The sequence below is a fragment of the Brevundimonas sp. Soil_N_31 genome (genome assembly GCF_057655995.1).
On sequence record NZ_JBDGLE010000007.1, the window covers coordinates 76,593 to 102,515 of the forward strand.

Sequence of the window (25,923 nt, forward strand, 5' to 3'; positions counted from 1 at the left end):
GTCCGTCGCATGGCCGCCGTTCGTCCTCAGATTCTCGTCATCGACGACGAGCCCCAGATCCACCGCTTCCTTTCCCCGGCGCTGGACGCCGCCGGCTATGAGCCGCGTCGCGCCGACAGCGGGCAGGAGGGCTTGCGCGGCATCGCCCTGTGGAACCCTGACGCCGTGGTGCTGGATCTCGGCCTGCCCGACATGGACGGCAAGGACGTGTTGGCTCGCGCCCGCGAGTTCTACGCCGGGCCGATCATCGTCCTGTCGGCGCGGGACAGGGAGGCCGAGAAGATCGCGGCTCTTGACCTGGGCGCCCATGACTATGTTGAAAAGCCCTTCGGCGTTGGTGAACTGTTGGCTCGGCTCCGCGCCAATCTTCGTCAGACCGTGTCTCGCCCCGAAGCAACCGGACCTCTAACGGCAGGCGAAGTGATCATTGACCTGGAGCGCCGTCTGATCACCCGCGCGGCTGCGGCCGTGCGGTTGACGCCCAAGGAGTACGACGTCCTGGCGCATCTGGCGCGTAATGCGGGAAAGGTAGTCGGTCATCGAGATTTGCTGACCGCCGTCTGGGGAAAGGCCCATGCTGAGGACACCCAGTATCTGCGCGTCGTGGTCGGCCAGTTGCGTCAGAAGCTGGAGGCGGACCCGGCCCAGCCGCGCCTGATCGCGACCGAACCGGGCGTGGGGTATCGGCTGAGCGTCTGAAGTACGCCAGCCGCGCCTTGTGATCTTTTCGTCGCGTCCATCGACTATAGACCCGCGCCTTGGGGGACGGCGTGTGACGAGTCACGAACAGGAAGTCGGACGGGCGCTGGTGACGCACAACCGGGCGCTGCTGGCCTATGTGCGACGACGGCTGGCGGTCGCAGGCGACGCCGAGGATGTGGCCCAGGAGGCGATGGTGCGCGTCCTGGCGCGGGCGCGCGAGACTCTGATCACCGATCCTTTGGCCTATGCGGTCCGTTCCGCTCGCAACATTCTGGTGGATCGAGCGCGACGGGCGCGCGCTGTGCCGATCGACGACCTGGACGCGGTTGAGCATCCCATCGACAGCGCGGCGACGCCGTTGGAAGCGCTGGACATGAGCGAGCGGCTGAAGCTATGCCAGAAGGCGTTGGAGGCCATGCCCCCTCTGCGGCGCGAGGTCTTCATCCGTCGTCGCGCGGGTGAGGAATCCTATGAAGCCATCGCTCGCGATCTTAAGCTTTCGGTCGAGGCGGTCCAGAAACACTATAGTCGCGCGGCCCAGATGCTGCGCCGGACGGCGGAGGGCCGCCATGTCGACTAAGAAGGTCCGTTCAAAGGATGATCGGGCGGCCGCCCTGTGGGCCGACGCGCGACGGGATCGGTCCTGGTCGTCAGAGCGCCAGGTGGAGCTTGATCGCTGGCTGGAGGGGGGAACGGATCGCGCCGCCCTGCTGCGCCTTCATGAGGAACTGCTGGACGACGCCGCCGTAATCTGGGCGACGCAGCGAGCTGCTGTCGGGCGCGGCGCGACGAAACGCTCCAATTTCGTGTGGAATTCGCGGCCCATGGCGCTTGCGGGCGTGACGGCGGCGCTGGCTTGTGTCGTGGCGGCAGGGGTTGTCTTGACCCCGCGCGGCGAGACGATCGTCGGCGTACATGGCGCGCCGCAGCCCGTCATTCTGGCGGACGGATCGGCCGTGCGTCTGAACGGCGAGAGTCGACTGCGAGTGGATCTGAGCGATCACGAGCGCCGTCTGCGTCTCAAGGGCGAGGGCTTCTTTGAGGTGTCGCCTGACAAGGACCGGCCCTTCTCGGTCGAGGTGGACGGCGTGCGTGTCACTGCTGTCGGCACCCGTTTCAATGTCGATCAGCGCCCAGACGCGGACGGGATTGCAGTTGAGGTGGTGGTGTTCGAAGGGCTCGTCGAGGTCCGCTCAAACCGAGGCATGTCCACGCTCGTTCATGCGGGCGAGCGGGCGACCGTGTCCGGGGGCGTGGTTCAGCGAGCGGCGTTGATGCGGCCTGAGGCAGAGACCGACATCCCTTCCTGGGCTAAGGGGTGGTTGGAATTCAACGAGGCCAGCCTGGCCAGCGTGCTTCAGGATCTGGAGCGCGCCAGCGGCGTCAAGGTGGAACTGGCCGACCCCGCCGCAGGGCGTGTCCTGGTCAGCGGTCGCTTCGCCTATGATCAGCCCGAGAACGCCCTAGCCGCCATTGTGCGGCTGCATGGTCTGACGCTGACCCGGAAAGGGTCGGACCGCTTCGTCATTTCGAAAGCTTAGGCGACCGTCAGAGCAAGTTTTCATGACAGGTGTCAGGACTGCCGGGGCCGCCGTCTAACCCCGTATCGATCACGTTCGATCGCTGGGGATTCATTGAATGCGCATCCACAAGACAAGCCTTCTGACGGCGGCCGCCATCGCCGTTCTGGCCTCCGCCGCCGCGCCCGCCTACGCTTGGCAGTCGTCGCCCGCCATCGAGGCGCGGACCGCCATTTCCATTCCGGCCCAGGATCTTGGCCGCGCGCTTCAGACGCTGTCGCGTGAGACGGGGCTGCAGATCGTTTTCGACCCGGCCCTGACACGCGGCCGCATATCCAACGCCGTGTCCGGCTCCATGACCCCGCGCGAGGCCCTGCGTCGCATGATCGCCGGGGCGGGCGTCGAGGCGCGCGAAGTGCGTGGCGTGTTGACCCTGACGCGTCAGACAGCCCAGGCGGAGGGGGTGTCCGAGGACGTTTTCGAGGTCGAACAGGTCGAGGTGATCGGCTATGCGGCGGGTCTGCGTCGTTCGCTGGACGCCAAGCGCCGGGCCGATTTCATCTCGGACGTCATCAGCGCCGACGACATGGGCGATCTGCCCGCCAACAACGTGGCCGAGTCCCTGTCGCGCCTGCCGGGCGTCAACGCCGTGCGCAATCATACGACGGGCGAGGGCGATCGCATCACCATCCGCGGCCTGTCGACCGAGTTGAACAACTACACCATGAATGGCGTCCGCATGGGCGGGGCGGGTTCGCGTGACGACAACTTCTATCGCGGCGTCCGCCTCAGCTTTCTGCCGCCGGAAGGCATCGACTCGATCACCGTCATCAAGAGCCTGACGCCGGACCGGGACGGCGACGCCCTGGGCGGGACGATCGATATCCGTACGCCGACGGCTTTCGATCATGACCCGGTCTATGGCGTCCTGTCGGCCTCGGCCGGGATGCTGGACAAGTTCGACGACGAGAAGTCGGGCGAGATTTCAGGCTCGTTCGGTCGCCAGTTCAACGACAACTGGGGCCTGTTCGTCACCGGCAGCTGGTCGCGCCGCAAGTCGCAGTTCGAACAGAACGGCGTGGACGGCGATAACCAGCCCCCCGTCTGGTACGCTGACAGCGAGACCATGGGGTGGGACACCGACAGCTTCGTCATGCGGGGCATGAACCTGGGCTTCGGCGAGACCGAGGTGGAGCGGCGCGGCCTGAACGCCAGCCTGGATTATCGCGGCGCGGATCATGAATTTCATCTGCGCGGCCAGTTCAACGAGTACACTCAGGACGAATTCGGCAACCGCTTGAACTTCCGCAACGATACGGGGCGTAACTCGACCCGCCTGAGCCAGGTCGACAAGGCGATGACCGGCTTGGCCCGTCCCGAGGACATGATCGTCGGCACGGACGCCGCGCTGGGGAACATCTACGACTATACGACAGCCCAGATCGTCGATCAGGACGGCGACGGCCGGATCACCGACAAGGATCGCAAGACGCGCTCCTATTATACGCTGGACGGCGCCTCGGGGGCCTGGGATCCGCAGGGCTTCCGCCTGCGCCGATTCTGGGAAGGCTCGCGCGAGACCGGGTCGCTGATGTCGGTCAACTTGGGCGGCGTCAGCCGACTGGGCGACTTCACCGTCGATTACGACCTGTCCTACGCCAAGTCCGAGGACAATATCGACGACAGCTATGAGATGGAGTTCCGCAGCGACAAGTACGGCTGGCTGGGCAACAAGGGCGTCGATGTCGTCAACTTCGGCGATAGCCGCTTCCCCAAATGGGTGCTGAACGACGCCGGGATGGCGGCGATTCACGACAACAGCCAATATGACTTCGCTGGTTTGTCGGGCGAGGTCGGCGGGGCTCAGGAAGAGCTGTGGCAGGGCCAGTTCAACGTCGAATGGCGCCCGGTCTCGACCTGGCTGGAAGCGATCAAGACGGGCGGCAAATACTACAGCTCCAAGCGCTCGACCTATAACGGCGAGTTCATGGATCTGGACGCCAGCGGCGCCCTGGCCGACTTCTCGCGCTTCTACGGCAAGGAGGTCGCCAGCCTGTTCGACGGCGAGTACTCCGGTCTTTATCGCCTGGGCACGGTGATCGACAACGAGGCCATGCTGGCCGAACTGCAGCGCGCCATGGCGGGTGACAGCGACTTCTTCGACGGCTTCGCCACCGACCCCGGCAACGCTGAGCTGAGCGGCGAGGACAGCTTCACCTTCAAGGAGGATATCTTCGCCGGCTACCTGATGGCGACGGCCCGTTTCGGCCAGGCGCAGATCATCGGCGGGGTCCGCGTCGAGAGCACCAACAACGAGATCGACGCCTATATCCTCGACGAGGTTCAGGGCGCGCACTTCGCTACGGACAAGAGCGACTTCGTCAATGTTCTGCCGTCTATCCATCTGAACTATGACCTGGACGACCGGACCCGCGTCCGCGCCGCCATCTGGACCAGCTTCGCCCGGCCCGACATCGCCCGCATGTCCTCGGCGCGCGAGTACGGCTACGACAGCGACCCGGATGGCGACGGCAAGCTGAACCCCAAGAACGAATGGGTGCTGGTCGCCGTCGAGCAGGGCAACCCGGACCTGAAGCCGATGAAGGCGATCAACTACGACCTGTCGGTCGAGCGTTACAACGGCGACACCGGCGCCTATTCGCTGGGCCTGTTCTACAAGGACATCGAGAACTTCCTGTACCGTTCCTCGTCCTCGAACATCCGTGACGGGACGGCGGGCGTGAACGTCGGCCCCGATGGCGTGACCGTCTCCATGCCCAACAACGGCAAGTGGGCGCGGGTCTATGGCGTCGAGGTGAGCGCCCAGCAAATCTTCCACTGGCTGCCGGGGCCGCTGTCGGCGCTTGGCGCCAGCGTCAACCTGACGCTTCAGAATTCGGAAGCCGAGACCGGCATTTCCTGGCACCCGCAGGGCTACACCCTGCCGCTGATGGAGACGCCCGAGGCGGTCGCTAACATCCAGGTCTTCTGGGAACGCAACGGCTGGGAAGCCTACGCCGCCTACAGCTACCAGTCGGAATTCCTGGAAGGCATCCAGGACTTCGGCAACAATCCGTATGAGCAAGACTATGAGTTCGTGGACCTGAATGTCCGGCGCAAGCTGTGGAAGGGGGCGACCGCCTCGCTGCAGGTTCAGAACCTCTTCGACAACCACACCTACTGGTACACGGCCGGGGCGAGCACGGGCGCCAGCCGGGCCTACATCAAGAACGGCCGGTCGATCTCGCTCGGCCTGACCTACGTCTTTTGATCGGGGCAGGAACATGAAAGCGACTTTTGCCCTGATGCTCGGGGCCGCGCTTGCGGCCGTGGGCGGACAGACGATGGCGCAGACGGCCGAGCGTCCGCTGCGGCCTGAGCCCTTGCCGGCCCAGGCTTCGGATCGGCCGGTGGTCCCGCCGACGGCCCAGCCGGAGCGGATCATCCTGAACCTGACCGCTGACCCGGCGCATGAGATGGCCGTAACCTGGCGCACTGCGCCCGGCGCTATCGGCTATGTCGAATACGCCGAGGCTCAGGACGGCCCGGACTTCGTCAAGGAAGCGGTGCGCGTGACTGCCGTCACCGACGATGCGACTATCACCGTGCGCGAGGCGTCCCAGTTCCACGCAGCCTATCACTCGACGGTGCTGAAGGGGCTGAAGCCGGACGCGGTTTACGCCTATCGGGTCGGCGACGGCATGCTGTGGTCGGAATGGCTGCAGTTCCGCACGGCGGCGGCGACGGCTGAGCCCTTCACCTTTCTCTATATGGGGGACATGCAGAACAACATCCTCAGCGAGGCGTCTCGCACCCTGAGGATGGCCTTCCGCAAGGCCGGGGACGCCGCCTTCGTCATCCATGCCGGCGACCTGATCAACCGGCACGACAGCGACAACGAGTGGGGCGAGTGGTTCGCCGCCGGCGGCTTCCTCTACGCCCAAACGCCGCAGATGCCGACGCCTGGCAATCATGAGTATGGCCGCGGCCCGGTGCTGAACCCTCAGTGGCGGCGACAATACACCCTGCCGGAAACCGGCCCGGCGGGCGTCGAGAAGCTGAAAGAGACGGCCTGGACCGTTGACTATCAGGGCCTGCGCCTGATCTCGGTCGACGCCCCCCTGTTCCACGGCGACGAGGCCATGCGCGCCGAGATGGTGCGCTGGCTGGACGGGCTTCTGGCCGACAATCCGAACCGCTGGACGGCGCTGTTCCTGCATTTCCCCCTGTTCTCGATTGACCCCGATCGGGACAACGCCAGGGTGCGCGACGCCCTGAAGCCGCTGATCGACAAATACGGCGTCGATCTGGTGCTGCAGGCCCACGACCACGGCTATGCGCGCGGCGCCATCGGGACGGGCCGCATGGGCAATCCGGGGCCTGACCATCCGTCCGACCAGGGTTCGACCTACGTCGTCTCGGTCGCCGGGCCGAAGATGTACCCGGTCGCCGATCTCGGCTGGGCCACGCACTCGGCCTCGCGCACCCAGACCTTTCAGACGCTGGATGTTTCGCCCGAAGCCATTGTCTATCGGGCGTTCACCGCAACGGGCCGCGAAGTTGACGCCTTCCGCCTGACCAAAGGCGCAGACGGCGTGGCGCGCGTCGAAACCCTCAGATAGGGCGCAGGGCGGTCCGTGATTGAAGAAGGGCCGAGCTTGCGCTCGGCCCTTCCTGTCTTTGGTAGTTCAGCGATCAGAAGCTGAAGCGGAATCCGCCGTAGAAGCGACGTCCCAGACCGTCATAGACCTCCGGGAAGGTGGTCCAGCCGGTGGACTGGCCGATGTCGCCGTTGGTGCCCGCGACGAACATGTATTCGTCGAACAGGTTATCGACGCCGGCATAGACGCTGATGCGCTCCGACACGTCATAGCGCACCTGGGCGTTGACGAAGGTCATCGACGGCAGCAGCGATTCCAGAGCCGGGTTGAAGAAGCCCACATCCGCCTCGCCGACATACTGCACGCCCATGGAGACCTGCAGCGGGCCACGCGAGTACAGAAGGTTCAGCATCGCTTCATGATCGGGCGAGCCGACCGTTCCGGCGAAGGTCTGCGGCGCGGCGCCCGGGAAGGCGGTCGAGCTGAAGTCCAGCAGGTGGCTGTAGGACAGCGATGCGGCGAACTGCCCAAGATCGCCCGAGCGACCGGCGAAGACGTCATTCAGGTCGAAGCCGTAGCTGGCCTTGACGTCCACGCCTTCGATGTTGATCTCGGCCAGGTTCAGGTTGCGGATGTTGACGAACTGCAGGGCGCCGACCGAGGCGCCGCCGCTGAACCGCTGGATGCCGCCGCAGAACGGCGAGCTCGGATCATACGACGCCGTGTTCTCGTAGCAGCGGTTCACCGAGACCTGACGGCCGTAGGTGCCGACGCCGTCTTCGATCGAGATGTCATAGTAGTCCGCCGACACCGACAGGCGCGACCACCAGTCGTTCCAGCGTGGATTGAACAGGAAACCGACCGTGAAGGTCTTGGAGGTTTCCGGCGTCAGATCCGGGTTGCCGGTGTTGAAGCCCGACACGCCCTGGAACTCGGGCTGGGTCAGGGCGAAGCCGCCGTCACGGGCGACACGCGCGGCCACCGCCGGGTCGAGCATGCAGGCCTGCGCCACCGCGTCGCCGATGGTCGAGGCGTCGACGCCGCTGCCCAGGACGACCGTGGGGTCAGCGATGTTGGAGCGGGTGTTGAGGAAGGCTGCCTGACCGCCGCTCAGGGTGACGCCTTCGCAGGGGTCGCCGACTTGCGGGAAGGTCTGCGAGCCGGGATTGAACAGCTCATTGATGTTCGGGGCGCGCACGGCGACCGCGTACTGCGAGCGCAGCTTCAGCCACTCGGTCGGCAGATACTCGACCGAAGCAGCCCAGGCCGTGGTCGAACCGACGGTGCTGTAGTCGGACACGCGACCGGCCAGGTTCAGGTCCAGGGATTTCGCGAACGGCAGGTCCGCCAGCAGCGGGATGCGCAGTTCGGCGAAGGCTTCGACGACATCGAACGCGCCGCGGGTCTCGGGCGTGATGTTGCCGGTGGCCAGGCCCAGCTGGGTCAGCGGGTCGGGAGTCGAGCGGGCCGATTCCTCGCGGTATTCGGCGCCGACGACGAAGCCGATGTCGCCGGCCGGCAGAACGCTGGGGACATTGCCGCTGACGAAGCCGTTGACGATGTACTGCTCCTGATAGGCGTCCAGGCTGGTGGCGGCGGTGAAATATTCTGCCGCTTCTTTCGAGATGCCGCCTTCTTTGAAGATGAAGACGGGCAGGCAGCCCTGAGCCCGGGCGGCGGTGTCGCGGCAGACGGTCTCGCCGCCGACGACCACGGCGTCCAGCGCCTGGCGGAAGCGGGAGGTCATGATGTCGCCGTTCGAACGTTGGTCGTAATCCGAACGACCGTAGTTCATGCTCAGCTCATAGTTCAGATTGGGCGTCAGTTCGCCCTCGAAACCGAGCACCAGGCGGGCCATCGCCCGTTCCGATTCATTGCCGCGGTTACCCACGTCGTTGATCCGGCGACGGAAACCGACCACCAGGTCGTCGTCGGCGATACCCGGATGCTGGGCGCGCACGGCGTTGGCCAAGGCCGTCGGCACGATGGCGCTGGTGATCGGCACGCCGTAGCGGCACTCGTTGTCGCCGTCGCCGTCGAAGTCGCGGCAGTCAGGCAGTTGGTCGATGCCGAACTGGTCCTGATAGATGGCCTCCGAGCCGACCGGGTTGCCCTCGATTTCGCTCGAGGTGCGGCCGTGGAAGATCGACATCTCCGAGAAGAAGCGGTGATTGTCGTTGATGTCGTAGGTCAGTTGGCCGTTGAAGCGGATCTGCTCTTCCGGCACGAAGAGCTGACGCTCGCCCGAGCGGTTATAGCCGAACCCGGCGTTGGTGTAGGGGACGACCGCGCCGGAGTCGTCGACCACGCGGGTCAGGTTGCCGGCGCCCACGCGCGGGACCAGGGCCGTGCCGCGCGGGATGAAGGACGAGAAGACGCCCACATTGTGCTGGCGCGCCGTGGTCGCGGCGGCGTCGATGCACATCTCGCGGTCACAGCGGTCGCGGCCATAGACCGAGCCCGTCCGCCGCCACCCCAGGGCGCCGACGAAGTTGCCGCGATCATCGGCGAAGTTGGAGCCGAACTTCAGGCCGATCTTGAAGTTCTCGTTGTCGCCGCGCTCGGTGATGCCGCCCTGCGCCGACAGCTCTAGGCCTTCGAAGTCCTTCTGGGTGATGATGTTGATGACCCCAGCCAGGGCGTCCGAGCCGTAAACGGCCGAGGCGGCGCCGGTCACCACGTCGATGCGGTCGATGAAGTCGGTCGGGATGGTGTTGAAGTCGACGATCTGGCTGCCGACGATGCCGGCCACATGCCGGCGGCCGTTGACCAGAACCAGGGTGCGGTTTTCGCCCAGGCTCCGCAGATCGACGGTGGTGACGCCGTTGTTGGCGGTCGAGAAGGTGGTGGTCGTCGGGGTGAAGGTCGACACCCCGGCCTCCGGCAGGGTGCGCAGGATGTCGCCGGTGTTCATCTGGCCCGTGGCCTCGATGTGCTGGGCGGTGATGACCGAAACCGGAACCGGGGAATCCTGGTTCGGACGGGCGATACGCGAACCGGTGACGACGATCTCGCCGACCGTGGTGGGCTCGGCGTTGTCAGGCGTCTGCGACGCTTGGGCCATGACCGGCGCGGCCGCGACCAGCGCCCCTCCGACGATGGTGGTGGCCAGCAGTCGCCGGCGGAAAAGGTGAGTTCGCAAGATCAATGCCCTCCCGACGCATCCTTGGGATGCGGAGTGTTCGTAAGAATGCTCATTGTCGAACTGGCGACTCTGGAGCAGTCAAACAGTACTCAAGGGGTATGCCTGGGCAACGATGGAATGTGTCTAATCTATGTTATGTCGATGTCTGGCGTCAATTTCGACACAACAATACAAATTGCAGATATGCAAATACTTATACTGAATTGACCTGTCGCCATGGCTTGATGTTCATGGCTTGAGATAACTGGTCGACGTAGCTGGGTCCGACCGTGATTTCTCTTCCATCGGCAAGAGACAAGGTCAGCTTGCGTCCGCCGCGCCGACGCATTCCCCGGACGAAGGCCAGGTTGACGATGATCGAGCGGTGGCAGCGCATGAAGCGGGCGGGGTCGATTCTCTGCTCCAGGGCGCTGATGGTGTCGCGCACCAGATAGGCGGCGCCGCGGGTGTGCAACTCGACGTAATCGCCCTGGGCTAGGATGTGATCCACCTCGTCCAGCGGTTGACGATACAGGCCGTCGGCGCGCCGAATCCAGATTTCGGTTTCATGCAGGGACGGTTCGGCCGTCTGCTGGAGCGAGGCGACCAGTGTCTGAAGTTCGGTGAAGCGCTGGTCCGAGTTGCGGGCGTCCAGCCGCGCCCGCGCGCGGCGGATCGCGGCGCGCAACCGTTCGAAGTCGAAAGGCTTGGTCAGATAGTCGGCTGCATTCAGTTCAAACGCCCGTACGGCATGCTGTGTGAAGGCCGTCACGAAGACGACTTCGGGAACGGGATCGTCGGCCCGCAGCCGCATCACCACGCCCAGGCCGTCCAGCCCGGGCATCTGAATGTCCAGGATGGCGACGTCCGGCTTCAGCTCGCGAATAAACTGCAGCGCCTCCTCGCCCGAGCGGGCGGCGGCGATCAGCTCGACCTCGGGAATGCAGGCCAGGGCCTGTCTCAGGCGCGCCAGGGCCAGGGACTCGTCATCGGCGATCAGCACCCTCATGCGGCGACCTCGAACGGGAGTTCGACATCCACGCGCCAGCCGCCCTCGGCGCCGGGGCCGTATCGCAGCGAGGCCTCGGGGCCGTACAGCAGGTGCAGGCGGCGCCCTGCATTCGCCAGGCTGCGACCCAGGCCGCTGGTGCAGGCGGCGGCGGGGCCGGGCCCGTCGTCGGCGACCCACAGTTTCAGCCGCTCTCCGTCGCGGCGGGCGCCGACCTCCAGCATCACGGGGGACAGGGATTGGGCCAGGCCGTGCTTGACGGCGTTCTCGACGAAGGGCTGCAGGATCAGACTGGGCACCATCGCCTTCATGGCCTCCGGCTCCAGCCTCAGCCGTCGGCGCAGACGATCTGGAAAGCGGATCTCCTCAATGTCGAGATAGCGCCCCTGGCTGTCGATCTCGTTCTCCAGCCGCACCAGTTCGCGCGGCGCGGCGGCCAGGGTGTGCTTCAGGAAGTCGGCCAGTCGCACCAGGGTCCGGTCGGCTTCCTCGGCACGGCCCTGGCCGATCAGGCTGGAGACGGAGTTCAGGGTGTTGAACAGGAAGTGCGGCTGGATCTGCAGCCGCAGGGCGGCCAGTTGCGCCTGCTGCGCGGCGGCTTGGGCTTCTGCCGTGCGCGCCTGCTGGCGACGCAAATTGTCGCCCGCCACCATGACGGCGCACAGGGCGGACCAGGTCATGATCGGCCACAGGAAGGAAATGTAGGTGGAGATCACATTGCGCGGGTGCAGGAAAAACTCGTCGCTGGAGACGTGATAGTCCGTCAGTAATCGGAAATAGGTCGCGTTCAGCACGGTGTGGATCAGGCAGACCGCCAGGCCCAGCGCCGCAGCGCGCCAGAACCAGGCGAAGGCGCGGGTCTCCGTCAGGCGGCGCAGGATGATCCACATTCCCAGGGTCAGCACTATACCCGTGCCGAGGCTGGCCAGCCGGGCCAGGACGACTCCATCCAGTTGATTGAAGTCGGACGGAGAAATCAGCGAGCGGGCGCTCAACTGCAGGGCGTTGATGGTCCAGAAGACGACGGTTAGCACGACGACTGTGCCGTCCAGCCGCGTGAAGAGCCAGGGCCGCGCCTCGAAGTCGTCGTCGTGTTCGGTCATCGTTTCTCCTGTCGGGTGACAGAAGCATCAACTTCGGGCCAAGCGCAAAGGCGAGGCGGCGAAGCGGTCGCTTAGCGCGACGAAATGCGCTCTCTGTCGCGACGGAGCGACGATGAAATCGACCAACAGGCCGTTTGGAGCGGTCGGAGGCGTATTTTCAGCATCACAATGGCTCTCGAACGAGGAGAAGCCGCTGCATGACCGACGCCGCCGATCACATGACGCAGACTCTGTTGACGGCCCTGGCCGAAGTCGAGCGCGCGGCGCCCGGTCTGAGCCTCAGCCAACTGGTCATGTTTCTGCACGTCCGGCGTCAGGAAGGCGTCCGCATGACCGAACTTTCGTCCCTGTGCAGTCGAAACGACGCCGCCGTTTCACGCGGGGTGCGCGCCATGGCGGTCGAGGGCGAGCCGGGCTCCTTGGCGCCCGCTTATGGCTTGGTGGAGTTGTTGCGCGGAACGGACGGCCGCAGCCGGCATCTGGCCTTGACGGCGGAGGGCAATACGCTGGCGGACCGGCTCAGCGCCATTCTCGCAGCGGAGCCAGGGGCCGATGGAGCGGCGAGCACGTCCGGCGCGCCGTCGACGATTGCGGAATGCTCAACCGCCGCTTAGTCGCGCGGCCAGCTCCGCTCGGGCGCGGGCGCGCGCGGCGTGTTGCGCGGCCGCCGATCGGCGAAACGGATGTCGATGCGGCCGAAGTCCGGGCTGAGATCGGCCAGCGCGCGACGGATGCGGCTCTCCTGAGCCTTGGCGCCCAGATAGTCCTCGACTTCGTACTCGACGGTGATCACGGCCTTGCGTTTCATCAGCCGGGCGTTGTCGTCGCCGCCATCTGAACGCGCATCGGAGCGCAGGGCGCTCATGCCTGCACCAGATTGGCGTCGAAGCGATAGCCCTGACCCCAGACGTTCTGGATCGGCAAGACGACGCCGGCGTCGGCCATCACCTTGCGCTTCAGGCGGCTGATCGCAGTGCGGATATGGCCGCGCGGATAGTCCCGCTCCAGCAGCAGGCCGTCGGCGTTGTCTGTGAAGGCGTTCAGCAGCGCCTGGTCGCGCCCCGTCAGCTTGATCGCACAGCCCGAAGGCGTGATCAGCGCCCGCTGAGAGGGCTTGAGCGCCCAGTCATGCGCCGCCGTCGGGCGGGGCGCCGAATCCAGTTCCGGCCGCCGGCGGATCAGGCGATGCAGCCGCGCCAGCACTTCACGCGGTTCAGCCTCTCGCCCCACCAGATCGTCGGCTCCCATCTCAAGCACCAGCACCCGCTCCATCGTTTCGCCTTCGAGCGCGACCACCAGCAAGGGCGGCGCGTCTGCGCCGTTCAACTGGCGAATGGCGGCCAGCGCCTCTGCGTCCGGCAGGCGTGCGATCAGCACGACCGCCTCGAATGTCTCGGCCAGCGGTTCTTCATCGTCATGCAGGCGGGCGGTCGAGCCGACCTCCATCACCTGGAAGCCTCGGCGTTCCAGATAGCCGCCCAGTTCGTGCGGTTCGTCGCCGTTCAGATCGATCAGCAGCAACGCGCGTGCGCGTCCTGTCCCGGCGGGCATGCTTGCGGTCGCGACATCAAGCAGTTCGTCTCGTCTTCCGGCGTTGATGTCCATGATTTCCCGCTCCCCAGGCGATGATGCTGATGGAGACAGGCTAGTCGCACTTGATGCGGCTTGGTCGCCGTTAGGGCGGATGTGGCCGAAAGCATGCGCTTTCGACGCGCTAAATCAACGATTGGTCGGTGGGGCCTGCGTTCCTGGGCCTCCATGTGCGACGTGGTACGGATTCTGATGACTTCACAGGCCGCTCGCTTACAGATGATGAAAGGGCCCTTGCAGCGATTGCAAGGGCCCTTCTTTCAACGCCGACTTCGGGTCAGCGCGCCTGCATCACCGTGCGGGACGGATGCGCAGCACGGAGTCGTTTCCGTCCGTGGTCCAGCCGGACTTGACCGCGACATAGACGTTGCCGCGCCCATCGGTCGAGACGTGGTTCGCCACCGGCGGGGCGGGCAGGTTGGCGACGATGCGGCCGTCGACGTCCGTCACCGTCACCGTGCCTGCGCCGAAGGTGCTGACGAAGGCGCGACGCGACTTCGGCTCGAACACCACGTTCAGGGCGCCCGCGCCGACCGGGGTGTCGGCCATGACCGAACCGTCCGAACCGTTCAGCACCACCAGGTTGTCGGTGCCCTGGGCCGCGACGAAGATGCGGTCGGTCTGCGGATCGTGCGAGACGCCGATCACGCTGCGCGCGCCGGGCACGCGGAAGACGTTCAGCACGGTGTCGGCGGCGGCGTCGATGACCGCGACCTCATTGGTCGAGTTGGAGGCGACGTACAGGCGGCGCGCTTCGCGGTCATAGGAGACGCTAGCGGCCGAGAAGGTCTCGCCGCGCACGGTCGAGTCGATCTTGATGCGCTTGGCGACCGTCAGGGCGGCGGTGTCGAACACCACGACCTCGGGCTCGAAGGTGGCGCTGGCGTAGGCCTTGCCGTGCTCTTCGTCGATGACGACGTCGCGGGCGTGGTTGACCGTGCCGGGCTCGAACTGGCGCACCAGCGACAGGTCCGACTGGCGATAGACGGCCACCGTGTTCTGACGGCTGTTCGAGACCCAGACGGTGTCGTTGGCGTCATCGACCCCGACGCCGTAGACGGCGAAGACGCCGCCGTCCTGGGGCTGGCCGTCGCGGCCGGTGCGGCCGGTGCGGCCCGGCGCGGCTGCCGGGGTGACGCGGGCCTCGACCGCCAGGGTGTCGGCGTTCAGGCGCAGCAGCTCCGACTGACGTACCGGCGGGCGGCCGACCGCCGAGGTGGCGAAGACGGCGTTGCGCTTGGCGCTATAGGCGGTCTGGTACAGGCCGCGCGTCGGCTGGATGCTGGTGATCCGATAGGCCGCTTCATTCGACAGCGGCACGTTCGGCGAGATCTTCAGATCGGCCAGGACGGCGTTGTAGGGCGACTGCGACACCGCCACGATCGGGTGGTTGCCGGGCTGGGCGTTCGCGGGCAGCGTCAGGCGCGCCTCGAAGCCGCCCTCGGCGTTGGCCGTGATCGGGCCGGTCGACAGCGGCGTCTGGCCGTACATCAGGACGATGCTTTGGCCCGGATGGAAGCCGCGGCCACTGGCCACGACCGGGCCGCCCGGCAGGACGGGCTTGCCGCGCTCGCCGGACGAGAAGCCGACCTGGCCGCCGTCCAGGCGCTCGGGCGCCGAGAACAGGGCCTGGGCCGAAGCCAGGGTCGGAACGGCGACGGCCGAAGCCGCCAGAAGCGCGCCGAGGGCGGCGCCGAGAAGGGATTTGCGTAGGGTGGTCATGATCGCAGTTTCTCCGGATCAGAAGCGGGTGGTCAGGCCAACGAAGAAGCGGCGGCCGGGCGAGTAGTAGCCGTCGCCGGCGGTGCCGCTGACCTTCTCGTTGAAGAGGTTGGAGACGCCGGCGCGCAGCGTTACCGTGTCGGACGCCTCATAAGCGGTGGTCAGGTCGAACTCGGTGCGGGCGTTGGTCAGGGTCGAGCCGCCGCTCAGCTGTTCGCCGGTGTACTGAGCCGACAGCATGACCCCCAGACGGTCGGTCGCTCGCCAGTCCAGCGAGGCGTAACCCGACCATTCCGGCGTGGTGATCAGGCTGGCCCCGGTGTCCAGGTTCTTGGCCTCGATCATCCAGGTGGCGTTGCCGCGCAGGGTCAGATCATAGGGCAGGGCCGCAGAGCCGCTGAGCTCCAGGCCCTTGGTGCGGGCGCGCTGGACGTTCTCGTTCCGGGTCCACCACTGGCCCTGGTAATAGCCCAACGGCGCGTACTGGATCTTGTTCTCGAAATCCGTGTGGAAGTAGGTGGCGCCGAACTGATAGCTCCCGCTGTCATAGGCGAAGCCGAACTCGTAGCTGGTGCTTTCCTCGGGCTGGAGTTTGGGGTTGCCCGCCATCCAGCAACCGCCGCTCGTGTAGACGAGCGGATTGCCGGCGCCGTCCAGGATCGGATTGCCGTTCTTGTCCTTGGCGGCCATGCCGACCAGGCCGCGGCAGCCGTTGCCGCCGGAATAGGTCGCAGCGCCGGCGCTGTTTTCCTTCAAGGATGGCGCGCGGAAGCCCTGGGAAACACCGCCTCGCAGTGTCCAGGTCTCCGTTGGATGCCAGACCAGATAGGCGCGCGGGCTGAAGTGCTCGCCATACTTGTCGTGGCTGTCCAGGCGTCCGCCCAGGGTCAGCAGCAGGTTTTCTTTAATGGTGATCTGGTCTTCGGCGAAGATCGCCGCCGTATCGCCTTTCAGCGTGGCGCCGGTGATGACGTTGCCGTCAAAGTCGATCGGGCTTTTGCCGATGGTGTCGGTGTTGGTCAGCTCTTCTTGGCGATATTGAGCGCCGATGGCGAACTTGTGCTGCCAGATGAAGTTCTTCTCGAAGTTCCACAGACCGTCGACGATCCATTCGGAGAACTCGCCGTTGCCGCCTTCTTCCCCCATCGCCTTGTTCTCGAAGGCGTTGTGATAGAGGTCGAGACGGGTCTCGCCGAACGACCACTCGCCATCGTGACTCAGGCGGAAATTGGTACGCTCGATCTTGGAGCCGAAGCCCCACTGTGGGACGAGGGTGACGCCATCTCGACCCGGCACCATCAGCTTAGGATCGAGCGGTTCCTCGACGCCATAGTTGGCTTCGAAGGAGAAGTTCTGGTTCTCGATGGGCGTCCAGCTAAGCACGCCGTTCAGCGTCTTGTTCAGAACGCCGCCGGCGCCATTGGCGCCTGAGATGTTGACCTCGTCAGGATTTGTCCGGGCATAGGTCGCGCCCAGGCGCAGGCCCAGGGTTTCAGTGATGGGCCCTGTCACGTTGACACCCAACTGGTAGGCGTCGCCACGGTTGGAATCCTCGGACCAAGTGTAGCTGGTGTTGGCCGAGCCGCGCCACGTCGGCGCGATCTTGCGGGTGATGATGTTGATGACCCCGCCCATGGCGTCGGAGCCGTAGAGCGACGACATCGGGCCGCGCACCACCTCGATGCGCTCGATCATGTCGGGCGAGATCCAGTTCAGATCCTGGCGGCCCAGGTTGGGGCGGTAGGTGACGTCGCGGGCGTTGCCGACGCGACGGCCGTCCACCAGGATCAGGGTGTAGTTGTCCGGCAGGCCGCGGATGGTGATCTTGGACATTTCGCCTTCGGAGCCGATGCCGCCGTTCACGCCGGGTAGACGACCGAGCAGTTCGCCCAGGTTCTGGACCGGCTGACGTTCGATTTCCTCGCGGGTGATGACGCTGACCGAGGCCGGGGCGTTGCGGATGTCGACCGCCGAGCCCGACGCGGTCACGACCACGTCGCTGACGGAGGTCGCCTGCGGGTCGACGCTCGAGAGGTCGGACGGAATCGTTTCGGCCAGGACCGGCGATGTGGCGAGCAGGGTGGTGGTCATCAGGCCCAGCCCGATGCGGCGTTTCGATAGGTGCATCTGCGCCCCCAAAGGCGTGCGTTGGCGGGCGACAGGCGCCCAGGGAGGGGAGGAAAGCTCGACCGTGCGAGCGGCTCGCTCCTAATAATCATTCGCAATATTGTCTCAATGTCGGATTCGGCATGGGCGCCATTCGCTGGGGCGCATGAAGGCGCGGGCGCTGAGACGTCGTGCGCGTATGACGAAACGACCTTGCGAACGTGTTGCAATTAAGAGGCGTTCTTAATACAGCCGGGGGCGGCGCGTCGGGCGTCACGCAGCGAGGCCTTATGTCGGGGCGACTTCCCCACCGCGTCGATTTCACCCTGCTTCAGCACCTTCAGGTGCTGATCGAGCAGCGCAGCGTCTCGCGCGCGGCCGAACGCCTCGGCATCGGCCAGCCGGCGATGAGTCGCATCCTGGCCCGGCTGCGCGATCAGTTCGACGACCCCCTGCTGGTGCGCGGTCCGCGCGGCATGATGCCGACGCCGCGCGCCGAGGCCCTGTCCGGTCCCTTGCGCGCCTGGCTGGACGCGGGCGAGAGCCTGCTGCGCGACCCCGGCCTGGATGTCGGTCGGATGAAGCGGGTGTTCCGTCTGGCCTCCACCGACTTCGGCCTGCTCAGCGTTCTGACGCCGGCCCTGGCCCGCATCCAGCATGAGGCGTCGGGGGTAGAGCTGGCGGTCGAACCTCTGTCGGACGCCAGCCTGCGACGGCTGGAGGACGGGCGGCTGGATCTGGTGCTGACGGGCTGGAATCCCGAGGGCGCGGGGCTGAAGTCGCGCTGGCTGTTCCGCGAGACTCATCTGGGCCTGGCGCGGCCGGACCACCCGGTGCATCAGGCGACGCCGACGCATGCCGAACTTTTGCGCTGGCCCCATGTCGCACCGTCGGCCGGGGACGGTTTCGGCGACTGGGTGGCGGACGACCTGCCGGACATGGCCGAGCGCCGCGTCCTGGTGCGGGCCGAGAGCTTCGCCCTGGTCCCCTATCTGTTGCAGGCGGGGGAGGCGGTGGCCCTGTTGCCGCGCCGCGCGGCCGAACACTTCGCGGCGGCGCACGGCCTTCGCGCCTTCCCGGCGCCGCAGGAGATGCGGCCGTTCGACTATCACCTGGTCTGGCACGAACGCTCGGACGGCGACGCCGGAACCCAGTGGCTGGTCGACGCCCTGTCCGCCGGTTTCGAAGCCGAAAGCGCGCGCGCCTAACCGGCCTTCAGGCGCGTGGCGGGCCACAGCGCGGCGATCAGGATCATCACCGCCGACACGGCGTAGGGTGCGCCGTGCGCCGCCTGATAGGCCACGGTTCCAGCCAGCGGCCCCAGCACGGCGCCCAGGCCCTGGGCGGCGCCCACAGCCCCGGCGGCGGCGCCTTGTTCGTGGGCCTCGACCGCATTGGCGGCGAGGGCTGATTGCGAGGGATAGACCCAGCCCATGCCCGCCGCGATGACGCCATAGGCGGCCCACAGTTGCAGCGGCGTCGCAGCGAAGGCGGCGCCGACGAAGCCGACGGCGGCGATGCTCCCGCCGATGCGGATGAAGCGCGACGGCGTCCAGTTCAATCGACGCAGCACCATCTGGGCCGAGAACAGCACCACGCCGACCACGGCCAGGGCGACGCCCGCCGTCCGCGCCGCCTCATTGGGCGACAGGCCGAAGCGGTCCAGGGCCAGAAAGCCGACGACCACCTGGCAGACGACGACGCCGCACATGGCGGCGAAGGCGGTGACGACGGCGCGGCGGATGCGCAGGTCGGCCAGCTTCAGCGCCGCCTTCTTGCGCGCCTCGTGCGGCGCATCGGCGGGCAGGAAGCGCCACACGGCGATGAAGGCCAGGACGGGCAGGGCGGAGATGATGATGAGGGAGGCGCTCAGGCTCCAACCGGCCAGCAGGCCCGCCGCGCCCGGTCCGAAAACGATGCCCAGCGAACTGGCCGCGCCGACGGCGCCCATGGCGCGGGCGCGCTCGTGCGGCGCCGTGTGGTCGGCGACCACGGCGGCGCAGATCGGCGGCACGGCGGCGTAGAAGGCCCCGGCGGCGGTGCGCGCCGCCGTCATGCCCAGGAAGCTGACGATGGCCGCCGGAACCAGGGCCAGGGCCGCGCTCATGAACAGGCCCAGCGCCGCATAGCTGACGGCGAACCCGGCCAGGGCGATCAGCAGCACCTTGCGCCGCCCCACCTCGTCGCTGCGCGCGCCCCAGAAGCGGGCCATCAGCATCCAGGCCAGGCCCGCCGCCGTCACCGCCGCCCCGACGTGCCAGGGCTGCAGGCCCAGCAGCCGCGCCATCGGCCCGACCACGGCGACGAAGGCCATCATCGACATGCTGCCGACGCCCGCCGTGAACAGCAGGGGCTTCAGGCTGAAGGCGCCGCCGGGCGCCGCGACGGTCGAGGTGGCGGATGTCATGAGGCGCTCCTGAACGGCATGGAGCGGCTTGATCGACTAATTGAGAATTAATTGCAACTAAGTCTTGGCTGGCGTGGTGGGCAGCGCCAGCTCAACAACCAGTCCCGGCTGATTGTCGTCCAGCCGCAGTTCGCCGTCATGCGCCCGCGCCACGGCGGCCACCATGGCCAGTCCGAGGCCCGCGCCGCTCGTATGGCCGCTCGCGCCCTGATCCAGACGATAGAAGCGCCGCAGCACCTTTTCACGCTCGGCTTCCGGCACGCCGCGACCGTGGTCGGCGACGCGGATGACCGCCCGGCCGTTCTCGCGGGAGGTCGAGACCTCGACCTGGCCGCCGCCGTGGAAGACGGCGTTCTCGATCAGATTGGCCAGGGCCTGCTGGATCAGGGCGGGATCGGCCTCGACCGTTCCCGTGGGGGCCAGGGCGACGGCCAGACGCCCGCCCGCCTCTTCGACGAAGGGGCTGTAGATGTCGGCCACCGTGGCGGCCAGGTCGGCGAGGTCCAGCCGCTCGGTCTGCAAGGCGGCGTCGCCGCTTTCGATCCGCGCCAGGGTCAGCAGGGCCTCGAACAGGGCGCTGACCTGGTCCGTCTCCTCCAGCGCGCGCTCGACGGCGGCCTCGCGTGCGCTGGCGTCGTCCAGATTGGCGGCCAGATCCTCCAGCCGGTTGCGGATCCGGTTCAGCGGCGCGCGCAGTTCGTGGGCCACGCCCTCGGACAGGGTCTTCAGCGTGGTCAGCGCCGCCTCCTGCCGGTCCAGCATCCGGTTCAGATTGGCCGACAGCTCATTGAACTCCCGCCCCAGGCCGACGGCGGGCAGGCGGGTCGAATCCTGACCGGCGATGATGCGGCCCACCGCCTGATTGACCCCCTCGAGCCGCCGCAGGAAAAGCCGGCCGGCGAACCAGCCGCCGGCCAGGGCCAGCAGGATCAGGACGATCCCGCTCATCAGGGCATAGCGGCGGATGCCGCCGCGCAGTTCGTCCAGATGCTGGATGTCGCGCCCGACCGCCAGCAGCCCGCCGTCGGACGCCTGGGCGCTGAGCACCAGCATATTGGGCGTCTGGTCGGGCCAGCGGGCGGGGCGCGCCTTGTTGGGCAGGTTGCGGCGGAAACCGCTCTGGTTGACCGCCAGCCGCGTCAGGCCGTTGGAGAAGGTGCTGCCGTCCGGCGCCTCGACCAGCAACAGATAGCGCCGGGCGTCGCGGTTGCGGGCCTCGGCGTTCAGCTCCTGCACCAACTGGGCCGTGCCGTGCCGGTTGGCGTCGGCGCGCATGACGTCCATCTGATGGTTCAGCCCGTCCCGGACCTCGGCCTCGGCGAAGCGCATCAGTCCATAGTCCACGCCCGCGATCATCACCGCCGCGCCCAGCCCGAACAGGGCCGAGAAGGCGGCGGCGTAGCGCAGGCTGGCCGTGGTCCAGACGGACGGGCGTTTCGGTTCAGTCCGGGGCCTTGAGGACATAGCCCACCCCCCGGATGGTGTGGATCAGCTCCTGATCGAAGCCGCGATCCACCTTGGCCCGCAGGCGGCTGATGTGGGCGTCGATCAGATTAGCGCGCGGATCGAAGTGGAAGCCCCACAGGCTTTCCAGCAGCATGGTGCGCGTCACCGCGTGACCGGCGTTGCGCGCCAGCCGCTCCAGCAGTTTGAACTCATGCGGCGTCAGGTCCAGCGTCCGGCCCGCGCGGGTCGCCCGGTGTGCGGCCACATCGACCTCCAGATCGGCCACGCGATGCCGCATCGTCGCCTCGGCCAGCGGCGGGCGCCGCACCAGCGCCTGCAGCCGCGCGCTCAATTCGCTGAAGGCGAAGGGCTTGACCAGATAGTCGTCGGCGCCCGCGTTCAACCCCGCCACCCGGTCGTCGACCGAGCCCAGCGCCGTCAGCATCAGCACCGGCGTCTTCAGCCCGCCCGCGCGCATGGCCTGGACCGCTTCCAGACCGGGCAGGCCCGGCATCATGCGGTCGGCGACGATGGCGTCGTATTCGCCCTCCATCGCCATGTGCAGCCCGCCCTCGCCGTCGCCCGCCTCATCGACCGTATGCCCCTGCTGGCGCAGGCCTTCGGCCACGAAGGCGCGGGTTCGGGCATCATCGTCAATGACAAGCATTCGCATGAACGCCCTTCTAAACCTCTGCGGCGAAACGACCAGACCGGCTTGGAATTAATCTCGCCGCAAGACAATGCGAAGGTTGCTCGGCTATAGGCCGGTTGTTGCGAATGATATGCAACAGCTTGAGTGCGGCAGGGATCGTCATGGAGTCGAGAGTAGCGGAATTCTGGGGCGCGCCCGATCTGTCGGTTCAGATCGGCGGCAAAAGCGTATCCGAACGCCATGAGGCCGCTGCGCCGAAGAATGAGATGGATTGGGCCTTCGGCCTCAGCACGCCGGAACTGCGGCTGTTCACCACGGGCCAGAAGCAGCGCCTGACGCCGGGACCGGCGGCGACGCTGGGCGCGCGGGTGCGCCGCTTCTTCGCCGATCTGCCGGTCGCGCCGGAAACCGATGAACCGTCGCCGCGTCTGCTGGTCGGCGCCCTGCCGTTCGACCGCCGCGCCGACGACTGCCTGTTCCTGCCCGAGCGGGCGGCCAACCGCATCTGGGACATGCCTTCGGGCGCGCGCCGCCCCGCGATCCGCGCCCTGACGCCCGAGCCGTCGCGCGCGGCCTATGAGGCGGCGGTGACGCAGGCGCTTGAGGCCATGCGCGCCTCTCAGGGCGGCGCCGAGCCGGTCGACAAGGTGGTGCTGTCGCGCAGCCTGAAGGTTCAGGGCGACGGTGCGATCGACCCCTTCGCCCTGTGGCGCGACCTGAAGGCCGATCCGACCGCCGCGCGCTTCCTGACGCCGCTCGGTGAAGGGCAGGGCGGGGCCATGCGCCGTCTGGTCGGCGCCACGCCCGAACTGCTGGCGTCCAAGCGCGGCCCGGCCGTCTTCTCTCATCCTCTGGCCGGATCGGCCCGCCGCAGCACCGACGTGGTGCAGGACGAGGCGGCGGCGCAAGGTCTGCTGGCTTCGGACAAGGACCGCCGCGAACACGCCCTGGTAGTCGAGGCCATCATGGACCTGCTGGCGCCCTATTGCAGCGATCTGCGCGCGCCGCCCGGCCCGGCGCTCGTCTCGACCCGGACCATGTGGCACCTGGGCACCCGCATCGAAGGGCGGCTGCATCGCCCCGATGAAACCTCCGCCGCCGAACTGGCCGCCCTGCTGCATCCGACGCCCGCCGTCTGCGGTTCGCCGCGCGACCGGGCGGCCGAGATGATCCACGCGCTTGAAGGCTATGACCGGGGCTTCTATGCGGGGGCCGTGGGCTGGACCAACGCCTTCGGCGACGGGGCGTGGTACGTCTCCCTGCGCTGCGCCGAGACGTGCGGCGATCAGACGCGTCTCTATGCCGGGGCGGGCATTGTCGAGGGCTCCGACCCCGCCGCCGAGGCGGACGAGACGTCGGGTAAGTTCCAGGCCGTCCTGCGCGCCCTGGGCGTGGATGAGGCGAGCGTATGATTCCCCTGCAACAGATCTGGCCGGACGACATGGCGGCGCGTTATCGGGCCAAGGGCTATTGGCGCGGCGAGACCTTCTCTCAACTGCTGCGCAGCCGCGCCGAGGCGCAGGGCGACGCCGTCGCCGTGGTCGGCATGGGCCAGCGCTGGACCTATGGCGAACTGCTGCAAAAGGCCGAGACGGCCGCCGCCGGTTTCCTGGCGCTGGGGCTGAAGCCCGGCGACCGGGTGGTGGTGCAACTGCCGAACCTGCCCGAATTCCTCAGCGTGATCTTCGGCCTGTTTCGGGCCAAGCTGATCCCCGTCTATGCGCTGCCCGCGCACCGCTCGACCGAGATCGTCCACTTCGTGACGCGGGCCGAGGCGTCGGCCTATGTCGTGGCCGACCGGCATGAAGGCTTCGACTATCGCGCCCTGGCCCGCGCCGTTCAGACCGAGGTTCCCGCTCTGCGCCATGTGGTCGTGGTCGGCGAGGCCGAAGAGTTCGCATCCTTCGACGGTTTCCGCGCCGATCCGGCCTCCCTGCCGACGGACGACGCCGATCCGTCCGACGTGGCCTTCCTGCAGATTTCGGGCGGCTCGACCGGCCTGTCCAAGCTGATCCCGCGCACACACGACGACTATCTCTACAGCGTGCGCGAAAGCGCCGACATCTCGGGGCTGGAGCCGGAGAGCGTCTATCTGACGGCCCTGCCGGCGGCGCATAACTTCCCCATGAGTTCGCCGGGCTATCTGGGCGCCCTCTATGTCGGGGCGACGGTGGTGATGGCGCCGTCGCCGTCGCCGGACGTCTGCTTTCCCCTGATCGCGCGCGAGGGCGTGACGATCACCGGACTGGTGCCGCCTCTGGCTCTGTTGTGGATGCAGGCGGCGGCCAAGAAGACCCACGACCTGTCCAGCCTTCAGGTGCTGCTGGTCGGCGGCGCGAAATTCCTGCCCGAGGCCGCGCGGCGCGTGCGCCCGGAGCTGGGCTGCACCCTGCAGCAGGTGTTCGGCATGGCCGAGGGGCTGGTCAACTACACCCGGCTGGACGACCCCGAGAGCCTGATCGTCGAGACGCAAGGACGCCCCATCAGCCCCGACGATGAAATCCTGATCGTTGACGACGCGGGCGCGCCGGTGGCCGAGGGCGAGTCGGGCAATCTGCTGACGCGCGGCCCCTATACGATCCGCGCCTATCACAATGAACCGGCGGCCAATGCGCGGTCCTTCACCGACGACGGCTTCTATCGCACCGGCGATGTGGTGCGCCGCACGCCCGAGGGCTATCTGGTCGTCATGGGCCGGGCCACCGACCACATCAACCGCGCGGGCGAGAAGATCTCGGCCGAGGAGGTCGAGGATCATCTGCTGGCCCACCCGGCCGTGTTCGACGCCGCCGTGGTGTCGGTGCCGGACGACTATCTGGGCGAGCGGATATGCGCCTTCATCATCGCCAACGGCGCCCCGCCGCGCGGCGTCGAGCTGAAGGCCTGGATGCGCAAGCGCGACATCGCCGACTTCAAGGTGCCGGACCAGATCGTCTTCGTCGACGACTTCGCCGTGACCGCCGTGGGCAAGGTCAGCCGCCGCGAACTGCGCGCCGCCTTGCGCCAGCGCATTCTGGAAGAAGAGGGCAAGGCGTGACCGCATCCAAAGGTCTGCCGACCGTCCCGGCCTACGCCCTGCCGACCGAGGCGGAGATCCCCGCCTCGCGCGCCCAGTGGACGTTGCAGCGCGATCGCGCCGCCCTGCTGGTCCACGACATGCAGCGCTATTTCATGCGCCCCTATGCGCCGGGCGCCGAGCCGCTGCCCGGCCTGATCGCCAACATCGCCCGGCTGATCGCGGCGGCGCGGGCGGCGGGCGTTCCGGTCTTCTACACCGCCCAGCATGGCGATCAGGATCGCCGCGACCGGGGCCTGCAGGCCGACCTGTGGGGACCGGGCATGAGCCGCACGCCCGAGCATGAAGAGATACTGCCCGAACTGGCCCCGGCGCCGGGCGACTTTCCTCTGGTCAAGCACCGCTACAGCGCCTTCCAGCGCAGCAACCTCGAGACGCTGATGCGCGTGCGGGGGCGGGACCAGCTGATCGTCTGCGGCGTCTACGCCCACATCGGCTGCCAGCTGACGGCGGCCGAGGCGTTTCAGCGCGATATCGAACCCTTCTTCGTCGCCGATGCGCTTGGCGACTTCTCGCGCGACAAGCATATGGGCGCGGTGGCCTGGGCCGCCGACACCTGCGCCGTGGCCCTTTCGACGGCGCGCGTTCTGGAACGACTGACATGACCAAGCTGACCCCGCAGGATCTGACACTGGAGCGCATGCGCGCCGATGTCGCCGCCGTGCTGCACGAGACGCCGGACTCCATTCTGGACGACGACAATCTGATGGACCTGGGCGTCGATTCCTTGCGCGCCCTCAACCTGTCGCTGGCGTGGAGCGAGGCCGTGCCGCTGGAGTTCAGCGAACTGGCCGAGCACACTACGCTCGCAGGCTGGTGGAGCGTGGTTCAGGCGCGCCTGCGCGCCGCCGGTCACGACGCCTGA

At 67.2% G+C, this 25,923-nt stretch carries 21 protein-coding genes; 11 read left to right on the forward strand and 10 right to left on the reverse strand.

Features of this window, described 5'->3' with window-relative positions; translation table 11 throughout:
• The first annotated feature begins 9 nt into the window (after positions 1 to 9).
• The 5 genes from AC3A3G_RS12510 (at position 10) to AC3A3G_RS12530 (ending at position 6,844) form a co-directional block, all read left to right on the forward strand.
• Positions 10 to 699 (forward strand): winged helix-turn-helix domain-containing protein, encoded by a 690-nt coding sequence (locus tag AC3A3G_RS12510; RefSeq protein ID WP_125901616.1) that lies wholly within the window; start codon positions 10 to 12, stop codon positions 697 to 699.
• Positions 700 to 772: 73 nt separating this feature from the next.
• Entirely contained in the window at positions 773 to 1,282 is a 510-nt protein-coding gene (locus AC3A3G_RS12515) for an RNA polymerase sigma factor (protein WP_200166529.1), read from the forward strand.
• On the forward strand, positions 1,272 to 2,243 hold the full coding sequence (locus AC3A3G_RS12520; RefSeq protein ID WP_487488326.1) for a FecR family protein: 972 nt from the start codon (positions 1,272 to 1,274) through the stop codon (positions 2,241 to 2,243). Before AC3A3G_RS12515 ends, AC3A3G_RS12520 begins: the two co-directional genes overlap by 11 nt.
• A gap of 97 nt (positions 2,244 to 2,340) precedes the next feature.
• Complete coding sequence (locus tag AC3A3G_RS12525; RefSeq protein ID WP_487488327.1) at positions 2,341 to 5,493, forward strand: TonB-dependent receptor; 3,153 nt, start codon at positions 2,341 to 2,343, stop codon at positions 5,491 to 5,493.
• 13 nt (positions 5,494 to 5,506) lie between these two features.
• Entirely contained in the window at positions 5,507 to 6,844 is a 1,338-nt protein-coding gene (locus tag AC3A3G_RS12530; protein ID WP_368924780.1) for a purple acid phosphatase family protein, read from the forward strand.
• A gap of 73 nt (positions 6,845 to 6,917) precedes the next feature.
• On the opposite strand, the gene AC3A3G_RS12535 is transcribed toward AC3A3G_RS12530, so the two are convergent.
• The 3 genes from AC3A3G_RS12535 to AC3A3G_RS12545 all read right to left on the reverse strand — a co-directional run bounded on the left by AC3A3G_RS12535 (position 6,918) and on the right by AC3A3G_RS12545 (position 12,059).
• Positions 6,918 to 9,965, reverse strand: a complete 3,048-nt coding sequence (locus tag AC3A3G_RS12535) for a TonB-dependent receptor plug domain-containing protein (protein ID WP_289648040.1) — start codon at positions 9,963 to 9,965, stop codon at positions 6,918 to 6,920.
• A 196-nt stretch (positions 9,966 to 10,161) separates the two neighbouring features.
• A complete protein-coding gene (locus tag AC3A3G_RS12540) occupies positions 10,162 to 10,956 on the reverse strand; it encodes a LytR/AlgR family response regulator transcription factor (RefSeq protein WP_487488328.1) in 795 nt (264 codons plus the stop codon).
• Entirely contained in the window at positions 10,953 to 12,059 is a 1,107-nt protein-coding gene (locus AC3A3G_RS12545; protein WP_487488329.1) for a sensor histidine kinase, read from the reverse strand. The genes AC3A3G_RS12540 and AC3A3G_RS12545 overlap by 4 nt, the downstream gene beginning before the upstream one ends.
• A gap of 197 nt (positions 12,060 to 12,256) precedes the next feature.
• Between AC3A3G_RS12545 and AC3A3G_RS12550 the strand changes: the two genes are divergently transcribed.
• A complete protein-coding gene (locus AC3A3G_RS12550; RefSeq protein ID WP_487488330.1) occupies positions 12,257 to 12,673 on the forward strand; it encodes a hypothetical protein in 417 nt (138 codons plus the stop codon).
• On the opposite strand, the gene AC3A3G_RS12555 is transcribed toward AC3A3G_RS12550, so the two are convergent.
• The 4 genes from AC3A3G_RS12555 to AC3A3G_RS12570 all read right to left on the reverse strand — a co-directional run bounded on the left by AC3A3G_RS12555 (position 12,670) and on the right by AC3A3G_RS12570 (position 17,498).
• The gene (locus AC3A3G_RS12555; protein ID WP_200166542.1) at positions 12,670 to 12,924 is read right to left on the reverse strand and encodes a hypothetical protein; all 255 of its coding nucleotides are present in this window, start codon (positions 12,922 to 12,924) and stop codon (positions 12,670 to 12,672) included. The genes AC3A3G_RS12550 and AC3A3G_RS12555 overlap by 4 nt on opposite strands.
• Entirely contained in the window at positions 12,921 to 13,664 is a 744-nt protein-coding gene (locus AC3A3G_RS12560) for a response regulator transcription factor family protein (protein ID WP_487488331.1), read from the reverse strand. Before AC3A3G_RS12560 ends, AC3A3G_RS12555 begins: the two co-directional genes overlap by 4 nt.
• 276 nt (positions 13,665 to 13,940) lie before the next feature.
• Entirely contained in the window at positions 13,941 to 15,371 is a 1,431-nt protein-coding gene (locus AC3A3G_RS12565) for a YncE family protein (RefSeq protein ID WP_487488332.1), read from the reverse strand.
• Positions 15,372 to 15,389: 18 nt separating this feature from the next.
• A complete protein-coding gene (locus AC3A3G_RS12570) occupies positions 15,390 to 17,498 on the reverse strand; it encodes a TonB-dependent receptor domain-containing protein (protein ID WP_487488333.1) in 2,109 nt (702 codons plus the stop codon).
• A 269-nt stretch (positions 17,499 to 17,767) separates the two neighbouring features.
• Between AC3A3G_RS12570 and AC3A3G_RS12575 the strand changes: the two genes are divergently transcribed.
• Positions 17,768 to 18,685 carry a LysR family transcriptional regulator gene (locus tag AC3A3G_RS12575; RefSeq protein ID WP_487488334.1) on the forward strand — a complete coding sequence of 306 codons (918 nt, stop codon included), beginning with the start codon at positions 17,768 to 17,770 and terminating at the stop codon, positions 18,683 to 18,685.
• Here the strand turns inward: AC3A3G_RS12575 and AC3A3G_RS12580 are convergent.
• The 3 genes from AC3A3G_RS12580 to AC3A3G_RS12590 are packed head-to-tail and all read right to left on the reverse strand — an operon-like array spanning position 18,682 to position 22,003.
• Positions 18,682 to 19,884 carry an MFS transporter gene (locus tag AC3A3G_RS12580; RefSeq protein WP_487488335.1) on the reverse strand — a complete coding sequence of 401 codons (1,203 nt, stop codon included), beginning with the start codon at positions 19,882 to 19,884 and terminating at the stop codon, positions 18,682 to 18,684. The two genes, AC3A3G_RS12575 and AC3A3G_RS12580, sit on opposite strands and share 4 nt — an antisense overlap.
• A gap of 57 nt (positions 19,885 to 19,941) precedes the next feature.
• Positions 19,942 to 21,348, reverse strand: a complete 1,407-nt coding sequence (locus AC3A3G_RS12585; RefSeq protein ID WP_200166554.1) for a HAMP domain-containing sensor histidine kinase — start codon at positions 21,346 to 21,348, stop codon at positions 19,942 to 19,944.
• Positions 21,326 to 22,003, reverse strand: a complete 678-nt coding sequence (locus AC3A3G_RS12590) for a response regulator (protein WP_487488336.1) — start codon at positions 22,001 to 22,003, stop codon at positions 21,326 to 21,328. The genes AC3A3G_RS12585 and AC3A3G_RS12590 overlap by 23 nt, the downstream gene beginning before the upstream one ends.
• Before the next feature lie 140 nt (positions 22,004 to 22,143).
• Between AC3A3G_RS12590 and AC3A3G_RS12595 the strand changes: the two genes are divergently transcribed.
• The 4 genes from AC3A3G_RS12595 to AC3A3G_RS12610 are packed head-to-tail and all read left to right on the forward strand — an operon-like array spanning position 22,144 to position 25,923.
• Positions 22,144 to 23,394, forward strand: coding sequence for an isochorismate synthase (locus tag AC3A3G_RS12595; protein WP_487488337.1), 1,251 nt, complete (start codon positions 22,144 to 22,146; stop codon positions 23,392 to 23,394).
• Entirely contained in the window at positions 23,391 to 25,019 is a 1,629-nt protein-coding gene (locus AC3A3G_RS12600) for a (2,3-dihydroxybenzoyl)adenylate synthase (RefSeq protein ID WP_487488338.1), read from the forward strand. The genes AC3A3G_RS12595 and AC3A3G_RS12600 overlap by 4 nt, the downstream gene beginning before the upstream one ends.
• Positions 25,016 to 25,663, forward strand: coding sequence for an isochorismatase family protein (locus AC3A3G_RS12605; RefSeq protein WP_487488339.1), 648 nt, complete (start codon positions 25,016 to 25,018; stop codon positions 25,661 to 25,663). Before AC3A3G_RS12600 ends, AC3A3G_RS12605 begins: the two co-directional genes overlap by 4 nt.
• Complete coding sequence (locus tag AC3A3G_RS12610) at positions 25,660 to 25,923, forward strand: phosphopantetheine-binding protein (protein ID WP_024353927.1); 264 nt, start codon at positions 25,660 to 25,662, stop codon at positions 25,921 to 25,923. Before AC3A3G_RS12605 ends, AC3A3G_RS12610 begins: the two co-directional genes overlap by 4 nt.